General features: G+C 74.3%; 11 protein-coding genes. 2 read left to right on the top strand and 9 right to left on the bottom strand.

From position 1 onward, the window contains the following. Window positions 1-19 precede the first annotated feature (19 nt). From ACIRQY_RS19650 to ACIRQY_RS19630, 5 genes are all read right to left on the bottom strand, one after another. Window positions 20-841, bottom strand: coding sequence for an SDR family NAD(P)-dependent oxidoreductase (locus ACIRQY_RS19650; RefSeq protein ID WP_403927254.1), 822 nt, complete (start codon window positions 839-841; stop codon window positions 20-22). Window positions 842-920: 79 nt separating this feature from the next. Then, the gene (locus ACIRQY_RS19645; protein ID WP_403927252.1) at window positions 921-2,168 is read right to left on the bottom strand and encodes a serine hydrolase domain-containing protein; all 1,248 of its coding nucleotides are present in this window, start codon (window positions 2,166-2,168) and stop codon (window positions 921-923) included. Window positions 2,169-2,253: 85 nt separating this feature from the next. Then, window positions 2,254-3,000 (bottom strand): ABC transporter ATP-binding protein, encoded by a 747-nt coding sequence (locus tag ACIRQY_RS19640; RefSeq protein WP_351786724.1) that lies wholly within the window; start codon window positions 2,998-3,000, stop codon window positions 2,254-2,256. Then, window positions 2,997-3,758 carry a cobalt ECF transporter T component CbiQ gene (gene cbiQ, locus ACIRQY_RS19635; protein ID WP_403927249.1) on the bottom strand — a complete coding sequence of 254 codons (762 nt, stop codon included), beginning with the start codon at window positions 3,756-3,758 and terminating at the stop codon, window positions 2,997-2,999. The genes ACIRQY_RS19640 and cbiQ overlap by 4 nt, the downstream gene beginning before the upstream one ends. Before the next feature lies 1 nt (window position 3,759). After that, window positions 3,760-4,848 (bottom strand): energy-coupling factor ABC transporter permease, encoded by a 1,089-nt coding sequence (locus ACIRQY_RS19630; protein ID WP_403927246.1) that lies wholly within the window; start codon window positions 4,846-4,848, stop codon window positions 3,760-3,762. Window positions 4,849-4,980: 132 nt separating this feature from the next. Here ACIRQY_RS19630 and ACIRQY_RS19625 point away from each other — a divergent pair, with 132 nt between their 5' ends. Next, entirely contained in the window at window positions 4,981-5,613 is a 633-nt protein-coding gene (locus tag ACIRQY_RS19625; RefSeq protein ID WP_403927243.1) for an SsgA family sporulation/cell division regulator, read from the top strand. Window positions 5,614-5,663: 50 nt separating this feature from the next. On the opposite strand, the gene ACIRQY_RS19620 is transcribed toward ACIRQY_RS19625, so the two are convergent. Beyond that, window positions 5,664-7,850 (bottom strand): MMPL family transporter, encoded by a 2,187-nt coding sequence (locus ACIRQY_RS19620; RefSeq protein ID WP_403927241.1) that lies wholly within the window; start codon window positions 7,848-7,850, stop codon window positions 5,664-5,666. A 136-nt stretch (window positions 7,851-7,986) separates the two neighbouring features. Beyond that, window positions 7,987-8,559, bottom strand: a complete 573-nt coding sequence (locus tag ACIRQY_RS19615) for a TetR/AcrR family transcriptional regulator (protein ID WP_351786712.1) — start codon at window positions 8,557-8,559, stop codon at window positions 7,987-7,989. Between the two features lie 411 nt (window positions 8,560-8,970). Here ACIRQY_RS19615 and ACIRQY_RS19610 point away from each other — a divergent pair, with 411 nt between their 5' ends. Next, window positions 8,971-12,648, top strand: a complete 3,678-nt coding sequence (locus ACIRQY_RS19610) for a S41 family peptidase (protein WP_403927238.1) — start codon at window positions 8,971-8,973, stop codon at window positions 12,646-12,648. 135 nt (window positions 12,649-12,783) lie between these two features. On the opposite strand, the gene ACIRQY_RS19605 is transcribed toward ACIRQY_RS19610, so the two are convergent. Next, window positions 12,784-13,290 carry a GNAT family N-acetyltransferase gene (locus ACIRQY_RS19605; protein ID WP_403927236.1) on the bottom strand — a complete coding sequence of 169 codons (507 nt, stop codon included), beginning with the start codon at window positions 13,288-13,290 and terminating at the stop codon, window positions 12,784-12,786. A 212-nt stretch (window positions 13,291-13,502) separates the two neighbouring features. Further along, complete coding sequence (locus tag ACIRQY_RS19600) at window positions 13,503-13,688, bottom strand: hypothetical protein (protein ID WP_351786703.1); 186 nt, start codon at window positions 13,686-13,688, stop codon at window positions 13,503-13,505. Window positions 13,689-13,785: the final 97 nt, after the last annotated feature.

Genomic DNA, 13,785 nt, shown 5'->3' with positions numbered 1-13,785 from the left:
CGCAGGACCCCCAGGGCCCTCAGCCCTCCCCCACCACCTCCCCGAAGTGCGTGTTCACCGCCAGCAGGCCGCCGTCGACGCGCAGGACCGTGCCCGTGATCCAGGACGCGTCCCGGGAGGCGAGGAACGCGACCGCCGCCGCGATGTCCTCGGGGGTGCCCACCCGGCCCAGCGGGTAGACGCGGGACGCCAGCGTGGCCAGGATCTCCTCCCGGCCCGCCCAGCCCGCCGTCGCGATCGTCCCCGGGTTGATCTGGTTCACCCGGACCCCGCGCCGCGCCGTGTCTCCCGCGAGCGTGCGGGTCAGCGACGTCAGGCCCGCCTTCGCCGCGCTGTAGGCGTGCCCGCCGAAGTCCGCCTCCGCGTTGACCGAGCCGATCGTCACGATCGCGCCCCGCCCGTCCGCCGCCGCCAGATGCGGCAGCGCCGCCCGCGAGCAGCGCACCGCCCCCATGAACGTGATGTCCTGCTGCGCGCTCCACACCGCGTCCGGCTCCTCCTCGAAGAGGTCCCGGTCCGGAGTCACCGCGCCCAGCGCGTTGTTGACGAGGACGTCCAGGCGGCCGAACGCGCGGACCGCGTGCGCCACCGCCGCGTCCACCGACGCCTGGTCCGCGACGTCGCAGCGCAGCGCCTCCGCGCCCTCGATGCCCGCCGCCGTCCGTTCCGCCTCCTCCTCGTCGACGTCCGTGACGAGGACCCGCGCGCCCTCCGCCGCGAGCCGCCGGGCCGTGGCCGCGCCGATGCCCCGGGCCGCGCCCGTGACCATGACCGCATATCCGCCGAAACGTTCCCTCGGGTCCGGGACTCCCGCCCCGCCCTTCCCGTCCGTGTGATCCATACGGACGATCACAGCAGCCGGTGCCGCCCCGCGCCACCCCCCGAAGCCCTGAACTCGCCCCGGTCCGGCGGCCGTCCGCTCAGACGGTGGCGTCCACCGCCGCCCGGACCGCCCGGACCAGCGCCTGGGCGCGCGGGTCCGCCGTGACCGTCTTGCGCATGCCGTTGGTGACGTACCCGAAGGCCACCCCGGTGTCCGGGTCGGCGAAGCCGAGCGAGCCGCCCCGGCCCGGGTGGCCGAAGGACGACGGGCCGAGGAGCGGCGACGCCGGGCCGTGCAGCATGTGGCCGAGCCCGAAGCGGGTGCCGACCAGCAGGACCCGGTCCTGGCCCGCCGACTCCTCCGCGCCCGCCAGCGCGAGGCTCTCCGGGGTGAGGAGGCGCGGGGCGCCGCCCACGGGCCCGAGGAGGGCCGCGTAGAAACCGGACAGGGCGCGGGCCGTCGCCACCCCGGCCGAACCGGGCAGTTCGGCGGCGAGGTACGCCGGGTCGTTCTCGTCGGGCCGGGGGTCGATGGCGCCGAAGGCGCGCCGGGTGAGGGAGCCCGGGTCCTGGTACGCCGCCGTGACGGAGCGCTTGGCGCGCAGCCGCAGGGCGCCGCCGCCGGGCGGCTCGACCTCCGCTACGGGCCCGATCCGGCCGACCCGGTGCGCCTCGGCGGCGGGGAGACCGATCCACAGGTCGAGGCCGAGGGGTCCGGCGATCTCCTCGGCGGTCCAGCGGCCGATGGTGCGTCCGGTGACCCGGTGGACGAGCCCGGAGAGCAGCCAGCCGAGGGTGTGGGCGTGGTAGCCGTGGGCGGTGCCCGGTTCCCAGACCGGCGCCTGGGCGGCGACGGCGGCGGTCGCGGTGGCGAGGTCGGTGGCCTCGGCGAGGGTCAGCGGCCGGTCGAGGACGGGGACGCCCGCCCGGTGCGCCAGGAGCTGCCGTACGGTCACCCGGTCCTTGCCCGCGGCCTTGAACTCCGGCCAGTACGCGGCGACGGGGGCGTCCAGGTCGAGGAGTCCGCGCTGGTGCAGCAGCAGGGGCACGACGACGGCGATGCCCTTGGCGGCCGAGCGGACGACCTGGGCGGTGCCCTCGGTCCAGGGCGCGGGTCCGGGGGTCCACGGGGCGGGTCCCGGGCCCTCCCCGCCCCGGCCGTCACCGGTCTCCCCGGCGCCCGGGGCCTCGCCGACGTCCCTGGTGCCCGCCCACAGGTCGACGACCGCGCGCCCGTCGTGGTGGACGGCGACGGCCGCGCCCCGCTCGCCGCGCTGCTCGAAGTTGCGCAGGAACGCGTCCCTGACGGGCTCCCAGCCCGCTGCCACCGTGCCCTGGACGTCCACGTCCCCGCTCCTCACCGACCGCTCACCGGATACCGACCCTCCATGGTGCAACGCGGCGGGCCGGGGGCGGATTCCGGGGGGAGCGTCAGGCGACGGACTGTGGAACGAAGCCGAACGGAAGTTCGAGGCGGTGGCGGGCCATCAGCTCCCCGTCGGCGAGGAGGGCGCCGGTCGGCCCGTCGGCGGCGATGACGCCCTCGCTGAGGACGACCGCGCGCGGGCAGAGCTCCAGGGCGTACGGCAGGTCGTGGGTGACCATGAGGACGGTGACGTCGAGGGCGCGGAGGATGTCGGCGAGCTCGCGGCGCGAGGCCGGGTCCAGGTTGGAGGACGGCTCGTCGAGGACGAGGATCTCCGGTTCGGTGGCGAGGACGGTCGCGACGGCGACCCGGCGGCGCTGCCCGAAGGAGAGGTGGTGCGGGGGCCGGTCGGCGTACGCGGTCATCCCGACCCGGTCGAGGGCCTTCCGTACGACCTCGTCGAGGGCGGCGCCCCGCAGTCCGGCGGCGGCCGGTCCGAAGGCCACGTCCTCGCGGACGGTCGGCATGAACAGCTGGTCGTCGGGGTCCTGGAAGACGATGCCGACCTTGCGCCGGATCTCGGCCATGTGCGCCCTGCCGACGGGCAGTCCGGCGACGGTGACCGATCCGGCGCCGCCGGTGAGGATGCCGTTGAGGTGCAGGACCAGGGTGGTCTTGCCCGCGCCGTTGGGGCCGAGGAGGGCGACGCGTTCGCCGCGCCCCACGGTCAGGTCGACGCCGAACAGGGCCTGGTGGCCGTCGGGGTAGGCGTACGCGAGGCCGCGCACGTCCAGCGAGGGGGCGTCGGTCATGTGATGCCTCCCAGGAGGCGGACGAGAAGGGCGGTGACGGGGAGCGCGGCGGCGTACGCCCATTGGGCGCGGGTCGCGGTGACCTCGTCGAGGACGGGCATCGTGCCGGTGTAGCCCCGGCTGACCATGGCGAGGTGGACCCGCTCGCCGCGCTCGTAGGAGCGGATGAAGAGCGCGCCCGCCGACTTGGCGAGGACGCCCCAGTGGCGGACGCCCCGCGCCTCGAAGCCGCGCGAGCGGCGGGCCACGGACATCCGGCGCATCTCGTCGCTGATGACGTCGCCGTAGCGGATCATGAACGAGGCGATCTGGACGAGGAGCGGCGGCAGCCTCAGCCGCTGGAGGCCGAGGAGCAGGGCGCGCAGTTCGGTGGTGGAGGCCAGGAGGACGGAGGCGGCGACGCCGAGAGTGCCCTTGGCGAGGACGTTCCAGGCGCCCCAGAGGCCGGGGACGCTCAGGGACACCCCGAGGACCTGGGTCTGTTCGCCGGGCACCACGAACGGCATGAGCAGCGCGAACGCGACGAACGGCACCTCGATGACCAGCCGCCGCAGCAGGAACCCGGCCGGGACGCGGGCCTTGGCGGCGACGACGGCGAGGAGCAGGGCGTAGAGGGCGAAGGCCCAGACGGCTTCGCGGGGCGTCGAGACGACGACCAGGACGAAGCCGAGGACGGCGACGAGTTTGGTGTGCGGGGGCAGCTCGTGGACCGGCGAGACGGCGTGCCGGTAGAGCTTGTGCGCGTGCCCCGCCCCCATGTCAGACGGCTTCCGTACGGGTCTCGTCGGCGGGCGTACGGGATTCCGCGTGCGTACCGGTCTCGGCGTGCGCCCGGCGGCGGCGCACGGTCCAGAAGGCGCCGGTGCCGACGGCGAGGGTGGCGCCGACGCCGATCACCCCGGCGAGGCCGCCGGAGAGCCGGGGGGCCTCGATGCCCTTGACGCCGTAGTCGGCGAGCGGGGAGTCCGCGGTGGCGTGCTCCTCGGCCTTGGCGTCGATGCCCTTGTCGGCGGCGACCTTCTCCAGGCCGTCGGGGCTGGCGGAGGCGTAGAAGGAGACGAAGCCCGCGAGGACGAGGGCGGTGACGACCCCGGCGGCCCACAGCTTCTTCGGGGAGCGGGCGGGGGCGGCGGGGGCCGGGTCCGGCGCGGGCGCGGGCGCGTCGATCAGTTCGCCGCCGACGCGGAGCCGGAGCGGGGCGGTGAGGCCCCGGGCGCCGTGGACGAGGTCGGGGCGGACGGCGATGACGGCGCCGACGGTGAGGGTGGTGATGACGGCCTCGCCGATGCCGATGAGGACGTGCACGCCGACCATGGCCGTGAGGACCTTGGGGACGGGGACGTCGGTGGTGCCGCCGATCGCGTAGATCGCGGTGAAGGCGGCGGCCGCGGCCGGTACGGAGACCAGGGCGGCGACGAAGGAGGCCACGGTCACGGAGGCGCGGGTGCGGGGCAGCAGGAGGACGAGGCCCCGGAAGAGCGCGTAGGCGACGACGACGGTGACGACGCCCATGACGGTGATGTTCACGCCGAGGGCGGTGAGGCCGCCGTCGGCGAAGAGGACGCCCTGCATGAGCAGGACGACGGCGATGCACAGGACGCCGGTCCAGGGGCCGACGAGGATCGCGGCGAGCGCGCCGCCGAGCAGATGTCCGCTGGTCCCGGCGGCGACCGGGAAGTTCAGCATCTGGACGGCGAAGACGAAGGCCGCGACGAGTCCGGCGAGCGGGGCGGTCCGCTGGTCCAGCTCGCGCCGGGCCCCGCGCAGGCTCACGGCGACGGCGGTCGCGGCGACGACACCGGCGGCGGCCGACACGGGGGCGTTGATGAATCCGTCAGGTACATGCACAGTCCGCATGATGAGCCTGCTGCGAAGGGCTTGCAAGAGCGCACGGGTCACAGAACGGTGGCGCATGGCCGCGCGGGACCGGGGAAGGAGTGGGACATTGGTCGACAAGAGGACAAACCCGAGGAGCCTTCGATGGCCGCCGCAGACGACCGCCCGGTCGATGACCGTCCGGTCGAGCACCCCCTGACCGAGGGCCTCCGGGCCGAGCACCACCGGGCCGATGATCCATGGACCGCGCGCGCCGTGCCCGAGGGGTTCGGGGCGGGGGAACACCCGGTGGAGGAGCTCCGGCCCGGGGACCACCGGGCGGAGGGACTCCGGGCCGGGGGCCGCGCCACCGGTGAGGCCGGGGGCCACCCCCTCGGTGAGGCCGGGGGCCACCCCGTCGGTGAGACGGCGGCGGCGGCCGTCCGGGACGGTTCGGTGGACGACCGGACCAAGGGCCGGATCATCACCGACGCCCCGCTGTCCCGCCCCGTGCCCGTCTCCCTCCGGTACGACCCCGGGTTCTCCCCCGCGACCGTCCGGCTCGGCTTCCCGGGCTCCGTCGAGTGGTCGTTCCCGCGCGCCCTCCTGGAGACGGGGCTGCGGGCCCCGACCCGGCGCGGCGACATCGGGGTCTGGCCGTGCGGGCGGGTCCAGACGGTGGTGGAGCTGCACACGGAGGACGGGGTCACGGTCGTCCAGTTCGACAGCCAGGCCCTGCGGCGCTTCCTCCGGCACACGTACGCCTCCGGTACGCGTACGCCGCCGACACCCCGATGACGGGGCACTGACGGCGTACGGAGCCGGTACGGGCCCGCGAGGGCCCCCGGTCAGACCTTCACCAGGTCCCGTTCCCTGGGCTCGCCCGCCGGGTCCGGCTTCGTGAGGGACTCGCCCTCCACGTCGACGTTGGGCAGGAGGCGGTCCAGCCACTTCGGCAGCCACCAGGCCTTGTGGCCCAGGAGCGCCAGCACGGCGGGGACGATCGCCATCCGGACCACGAAGGCGTCGAAGAGGACCGCGACGGCCAGGCCGAAGCCGATCATCTTGATCATCTGGTCGGTCATGCCGATGAAGCCCGCGAAGACCGCGATCATGATCACCGCGGCGGCGGTGACCACCCGGGCGCTGTGCCGGAATCCGGTCACGATCGCCTCGCCGGGCCGCTCCCCGTGGACGTACGCCTCCCGCATCCGGGTGACGAGGAAGACCTCGTAGTCCATCGCGAGGCCGAAGACCACACCGACCATGAAGATCGGCATCATCGACATGATCGGGCCGGTCTGCTCGACCCCGAAGAGACCGCCGAGCCAGCCCCACTGGAAGACCGCGACGACCGCGCCGAGGGCCGCGACCACCGAGAGCAGGAAGCCGAGGGCCGCCTTCAGGGGGACGAGGACCGAGCGGAAGACCAGGGTCAGCAGGACGAAGGCCAGACCGACGACGAGGGCCAGGTACGGCACCAGGGCGTCGTTCATCTTCTCCGAGAAGTCGATGTTCATGGCAGTGGCGCCGGTGACGAGGACGTCGTCGCCGGTGGCGTCCCGGATGTCGTGGACGAGGCTCTCGGTGGCGGCGGAGGACGGCCGGTCCTTCGGCACCACGGTGATCATGGCGGCGTCGCCCGCCTTGTTGGGCGTGGCGGGGGTGACCGCGGCCCAGCCGTCGAGGCCCTTGATGGTGGCGACGGTCCGGTCGGCGGTCGCCTTGTCGCCGTCCACGACGACGAGCAGCGGGCCGTTGAAGCCGGGGCCGAAGCCGTCGGACAGGGCGTCGTAGGCGCGGCGCTCGGTGGCGGAGACCGGCTTGACGCCGTCGTCCGGGAGGCCCATCTCCAGGGAGGCGGCGGGCAGTGCGATCGCGCCGAGGCCGAGGACGCCGACGAGCAGCACCAGGATCGGGCGGCGGAGGACGAAGCGGGCCCAGCGGGTGCCGCCGTTGGGCTTGTCCGCGGGCTTCGCGGCGCCCTCGCCCTCCTGGTGGAGCTTGAGCCCCTTGCGTTCCTTGCGGCCGATGACCTTGTCCCCGGCGAAGCCGAGCAGCGCGGGGATCAGGGTCAGCGCGATGAGGACGGCGATGACGACGGTCCCGGCGGCGGCGAAGCCCATCTTCGTCAGCATCGGGATGTTGACGACGGCCAGGCCGACGAGGGCGATGACGACGGTGAGTCCGGCGAAGACGACGGCGGAGCCCGCCGTGCCGACCGCGCGGCCCGCCGCCTCTTCCTTCTCGCGGCCCTCGGCCAGCTCCGCGCGGTAGCGGGAGACGATGAAGAGGGCGTAGTCGATGCCGACCGCGAGGCCGATCATCATGGCGAGGGTGGAGGTGGTGGAGCCCAGGTCGAGGACGCTGGCGAGCGCGGTGATCGTCGCGACGCCGATGCCGACGCCGATGATCGCGGTGAGCAGCGGCAGTCCGGCGGCGACGAGGGAGCCGAAGGTCATGACGAGGACGATGCCCGCGACGACCACGCCGACTATCTCGCCCGCGCCGGTGGCGGGCATGGTCTGGAGGGCGTCACCGCCGACCTCGACGGTCAGGCCCTTGCCCTGGGCGTCCTGTCCGGCCTCGGTCAGGGCCTCGCGGGTCGCGTCGGTCAGCTCCATCCCGTTGACCTTGTAGGAGACGGAGACGTAGGCGGTGGAACCGTCCTGGGAGACGGCCTGCGCGGTGTAGGGGTCGGTGACCGAGACGATCTGGTCCGAGCCCGACTTCAGCTGGGCGACGGTGTCCTCGACGACGGCCTTGTGCGCCGCGTCGGTCATCTTCTGGCCCTCGGGCGCCTGGAAGACGACACGGGCGGTGGCCCCGTCGGCTCCGGCGCCGGGGAAGCGCTCTTCCAGCAGGTCGAAGGCGCGCTGGGCCTCGGTGCCGGGGATGGAGAAGGAGCTGGAGGTCGCGGTGGGGGCGGTGGCGGCGCCGATGCCGGCGACGGCCAGCAGCGCCACCCAGAGCAGGGCGACGAGCCGTCGGCGCCGGAAGGCGGAACGGCCGAGCTTGTAGAGGAACGTGGCCACGGGGGCGTACTCCCGGTGTGGGGTGACAGACAGGGCATGGGGAGCCGGCCCGACGGCGTGAGCGGTACGCGTCAGGATGTGCTGGTGCTTGCGCTTGTACGGGTGCTCCGGCGCGCGGCCGGGGCTAGTGGGGGGATCAGACGCCGAGTGAGGGGAGCACGACGGCGTCGACGTACGCTCTGAGGAAGGCGGCGTCGACCGGCTGGTCCTCGATGAGCGGCCGAGCGACGAAAGCGCCGATCAGCATGTGGGGGATGAGCTTGAGCGCCGGGTTGTCGGCGGCCACCTCGCCCCTGCGGACCGCGCGGGCCAGGACTTCGTCGAGGCAGTTCATCTCGGGTTCGATGAGCAGTTCGCGAAGGGCCCGGTGCAGTTCGGGGTTGGTGTGGACGGCATGGGCAAGGCCCCGCATCAGCGCGGAGTCCTTCTCCATCTGGCAGTCGTCGGTCCGTTCGAGGAGCACCCGGAAGTCGCCGCGCAGGGTGCCGGTGTCGATCTGCGAGAGGTCGGCCGGCTTGTTGTGACGCAGGGCCCTGGCGACCAGCTCGGGCTTGCTCCCCCACTGGCGGTAGAGGGTGGCCTTGCTGGAGTGGGTGCGGGCGGCGACGGCGTCCATGGTGAGGGCGTCGTAGCCGACTTCGCGCAGGAGGTCGAGCACGGCTCCGTACAGCTCGGTCTCCCGCTCGGGAGTGAGTCTGCTGCGGGCCATGGCCGGGGCTCCTGTCCGGGGAGGGGTGTCCGTCGAAAGGACTTTCGTACGGTACGAGATTACCCGGGCCCCCAACGAAACGAAACCGTTTCGTACGTGTCCTGAACCACACCGCCGACGGGAACTCGGGCGGCCTCGGCACCGGGGGCGCCCGGCGCCGTCCATGGCAGTCGACGGGGCGGGGCGCGCCACGGGGGGCCGGACCGGGGCCGCGCCACCGGGGAAGGGGCCGGGCCCGCCCCCTTCCGCGAGCGCCCGCGGAGCCGGGCCGCCCGCGCCCCCGCGTACGCCTCCGGAGCCGGGACCCCCCCTCCCCGCGTACGCCCACGGAGCCGGGACCTCCCCTCCCCCGTGAACACCCGCAAACACGTACGAGTTGCCGCGCCCCCTCCCCGCAGAAAGCATGAGGAGGTGAGTGACGACGCCGCGTATCTCCGATTCCCGCACCTCCACGAGGACCTGCTCTGCTTCGCCGCCGAGGACGACCTGTGGATCGCCCCGCTCGTCCCCGAGGGCCACCGGCCCGGCCGGGCATGGCGGCTCACCGTCGACCGGACCCGGGTCGGACACCCCCGCTTCTCACCGGACGGGCGCCACCTCGCGTACACGAGCTGGCGCAGCCTCGACCCCGAGATCCACCTCGTCCCGGTCGACGGCGGGTCCGCCCGGCAGCTCAGCCACTGGGGCTCCACCGACACCCGGGTCTGCGGCTGGACGCCCCCCGGCGACGACGGCCGCTCCGACATCCTCGCCGTCTCCTCGCAGGGCCAGCCCTTCTCCTACTACTCCTGGGCCTACACCGTCCCCACCGACGGCTCCCCCGGCGGCCGGATGCCCTGGGGCCCGGTCTCCGACATCGCCGTCACCGAGCACGAGGGCGAGCGCCGCACCCTGCTCCTCACCGGGAAGCCGCCGCACGAACCGGCCGCCTGGAAGCGGTACCTCGGCGGCGCCACCGGCCGCCTCTGGCTGCACGGCCGACGGCTGCTGCCCGACATCGGCGGCCATCTCGACTCCCCGATGGCCGTCGACGGCCGCGTCGCCTTCCTCTCCGACCACGAGGGCGTCGGCAACCTCTACTCCTGTCTGCCCGACGGCACCGGGCTGCGCCGCCACACCGACCACGACTCCTTCTACGCCCGGCACGCCTCCAGCGACGGCCGCCGGGTCGTCTACCAGTGCGCGGGCGACCTGTGGATCGTCGACGCACTCAGCCCCGACTCCCGGCCCCGGAAGCTGGAGGTCCGGCTCGGCGGGCAGCGCGTCGGCCGCCGCCGCTACCAGGCGCCCGCCGCCCAGCACGTCGACGCGGTCTCCGTGGACGAGACCGGCCGCGCCAGCGCCGTCTCCGTCCGTGGCAGCCTCTACTGGCTCACCCACCGCGACGGCCCCGCCCGCACCATCGGCGACACCCCGGGCGTCCGGGTCAGGCTCCCCGAGATGCTCGGCAGCGGCGGCCAGGTCGCGTACGTCACCGACGCCGAGGGAGAGGACGCGGTCGAGGTTGGCCATCTGCCGCGCGCCAGCGGCGACCGGCCCCCGCGCCGCCTCGCCTCCGGCGGACTCGGCCGGATCGAGGAACTGGTCTCCGACCCCGAAGGCGAGCGGCTGGCCCTCGCCACCCACGACGGCCGCCTGCTCCTCGTCGACGCGACGGAGGACGACGAGGACGGCACGGAGGACGCCGAGGGCGGTGAGGCCGGTGCACACGGTGAAGGCGGTGAAGGCGGTGAGGACGCGACGGGCGGCGGGAGCGACAGGGGCGATGGCGGTACGGGCGCCGGTGGCGCCCCCGACACCGGGCCCACCGAAGGCACGGGCAGCACCAGCGGCACCGGCAGCACCAGGGCCACCGAAGCCGCCGACGCCTCCGGCGACGCCGGAGCCTCCGGCACCCCCTCCGGCGAGGCAACCCCCACACGGACACCCCCCGCACAGCCCGGCCCGGTGGCGGCCACCCCCACCCAGCCCGGCCCGGAAACGGCTTCCCCCGGACGGGTCGCCCCCGCACAGGCCTCCACCACACAGGCCGCCACCCCACAGACCACCCCCGACCCGGCCCCCGCCGGACGCGTCACCGAACTCATCCGTTCCGTCAACGGACCCGTCCGCGACCTCGCCTTCTCGCCCGACGGGACCTGGCTCACCTGGTCGCACCCCGGCATCGGCCGCTCCCTGCGCTCCATCAAGATGGCCCGGATCGCGGGCCCCGGCCCCCGGACCGTCCTGGACGTCACCAACGGGCGCTTCGAGGACGAGAACCCCGTCTTCACCCGGGACGGCCGCTACCTCGCCTTCCTCTCCTGGCGGGGCTTCGACCCGGTGTACGACGTGCACACCGGCGACCTGTCGTTCCCGCTCGGCTGCCGCCCCTACCTCGTACCGCTCTCCTCGGCGACCCCCTCGCCGTTCGCGGTGCTCCCCGACGGGCGCCCGGCGGCCGGGGGCCTCGATCCGGCCGACGACGACACGGAGTCCGCCGACGGGACGGTCACCGTGGAGACCGAGGGACTGGCCGAGCGGGTCACCCCGTTCCCCGTCGCCGCCTCCAAGTACTCCGCGCTGCACCCGGTCAGCGGCGGCGGGCTCGTCTGGCTGCGCTGGCCGATCTCCGGCGCGCTCGGCGAGACCTTCGCCAATCCGGCCGACACCTCGGGCCGCCCCACCCTGGAGCACTTCTCCATCACCAAGGCCCGCAGGAGCGAACTCACCAAGGAGATCGACTGGTTCGCGGTCAGCGGCGACGGCAGCAGGCTGGTGGTCGCCGAGGAGGGCGAGCTGCGGGCGGTGCCCGCGACCGAGCCCGCCGACGGCGACTCGACCGTCTATCTGGACCTGCGGCGCATCCTCCACGAGATCGACCCGGGGGCCGAGTGGCGGCAGGCCTTCGACGAGGCGGGCCGGATCGTCCGCGCCTACTTCTGGGAGCCCGGCATGGGCGGGGTCGACTGGACGGCCGTCCTCGACCAGTACCGGCCCCTCGTCGAACGGGTCGCCTCCCCCGACGAGTTCGCCGACCTGCTCCGCGAGGTCCTCGGCGAACTCGGCACCTCCCACGCGTACGTCACCCCCGCCCGCCGCAACGAGGGACCCCCGCACTACCAGCGGCCCATGGGCCTGCTCGGCGCCAACCTCGTTCCCCGCGAGGCCGGCTGGACGGTGAAGCGCATCCTGCCGGGCGAGTCGTCCGACTCCAAGGCCCGCTCCCCGCTCGCCGGTACGGGCATCCGCACGGGCGCGGTCCTCACCCATGTCGACGGGCGGCCCGTGAACCCGGTCACCGGGCCGTACCCGCTGCTCTCCGGCACCGGCGGCACCACCGTCGAGCTGACCTTCACACCCGCGGGGGGCGAGGGCGGGACCCGCCGTGTCGCCGTCGTCCCGCTGGTCGACGAACGGCCGCTGCGCTACCAGGACTGGGTGGCCAAACGCCGGGCGGTGGTCAGACAGCTGAGCGGCGGCCGATGCGGCTACCTCCACATCCCCGACATGGGCGGCTCGGGCTGGGCCCAGTTCAACCGCGACCTGCGGATGGAGGTCTCCCGGCCCGCGCTCATCGTCGACGTCCGGGGCAACGCGGGCGGCAACATCAGCGAACTCGTCATCGAGAAGCTCACCCGGAAGATCCTCGGCTGGGACCTCACCCGCAACGCCCAGCCCGTCAGTTACGCCTCCAACGCCCCGCGCGGCCCCGTCGTCGCCCTCGCCGACGAGGCCACCTCGTCGGACGGCGACATGATCACCGCCGCGTTCAAGCTGCTGGGCCTCGGTCCGGTCGTCGGCCAGCGCACCTGGGGCGGGGTCGTCGGCATGACCGGCCGCCACCGGCTCGGCGACGGCACCCAGATCACGGTGCCGATGAACGCGGCCTGGTTCCCCGAGTACGGCTGGTCCCTGGAGAACCACGGCGTGGAACCGGACCTCGCGGCCCTGCGCACCCCGCTCGACTGGGCCGAGGGCCGCTACGCGCAGCTCGACGACGCCGTCCACGTGGCGCTCTCGCTCCTCGCGAAGACCCCGGCGGCCGGCCCCCCGGGCTACGAGGACCTCCCGGACCGCTCCCGCCCGCCCCTGCCGCCGAGACCGTGACGCCCCACCGGGACCGGAGCCCTCAACTCCGGCCCCGGTCCCGGCCCTCCTCCGGTCCCGTTCCCGTCCCCAGCCCCAGCCCCGGCTCCGGCTCCGGCTCCGTTCCCAGCCCCGGCTCCGGCGAAGTTCCGGTCCTCAGGAGGCGGCGGCCCCGTACGACAGACCCAGGTCCAGCTCGTACGAGGTCCCCGCGCGCCCGTCCAGCGTCACGCTGCCGACCGCGCCGAACCCGGCCCGGCCGAGCACGGCCCTCGACCCGTCGTTGTCGAGGGTCGTGACGGCGGTCAGCCTGCTCAGCCCGTACGCCTCCCGGGCCAGCCTGCACACCTCCCGCACCCCGGCCGTCGCCACGCCCCGCCCGGTCGCCCGCCGGGCCACCCGGTAGCCCAGTTCGGCGCCCCCGTCGGCGACGTCGAGGAGGTTGAACCGCCCGAGGACCTCCCCGCCCTCCCCCACGAGCACATGGAAGTGGATCGTCCCGGTCTCCTGCTCGTCGAGCAGCGCCCGGTGCCGTTCCTCGAAGGCGGTGAAGTACGCGTCGCCCCGGTCGGGCACGGACGCGGCGAAGTAGGCCCGGTTCTCGCGCTCGAAGGCGAGCAGGGCGGGTGCGTGATCGGAGCGCAGTCGCTCAAGTACGGCCATGGCCGTCACGGTACGAAGATCCGCCGCCCGGTGCGTACGACTTTTCGGCCGGAGGCGTCCGGTCCAGCGCGGCGCGCACCGCCCGCGCCCCGGTCCGGGCGCGCGGGACCGGCCCCGGACGGCCCCGACCGTACCCCGGACACCCGCTCGCGAAGGCGCACCCGGTGCCTCACCGGGTGCGCCTCGCGCGGACGGGGCCCGCGGGGCCGCCGTCAGGCGTCGTAGTCCTGGTCGAAACGGTCCTGGGCCTCCTGCTGGGCCCGTTGCGTCTCGCTCTTGCCCCGGTCGCCCGCCTGGGAGGCACGCTCGGACGCCTCGTCCTTCGCCTTGCCCTTCGCCTGCCTGGCCTGCTCCTTGAGCTGTTCCGCCTTGTCCTTGAACTGGTCCTGGATGCCCATGAAAGGTCACTCCTAGAAGGGTGTGAGGGGGACGGGGCGGTGTGCCCCGTGGGCCTCGACCAGCCTCGCACGGGCGAACATTCCACGCATTTCGATC

Origin of the sequence: Streptomyces sp. NPDC101490 (assembly GCF_044767145.1) — a bacterium.
Classification (GTDB): domain Bacteria; phylum Actinomycetota; class Actinomycetes; order Streptomycetales; family Streptomycetaceae; genus Streptomyces.
Note: the sequence above shows the minus strand (reverse complement) of the source record. Positions and strands in the feature narration are given on the sequence as shown.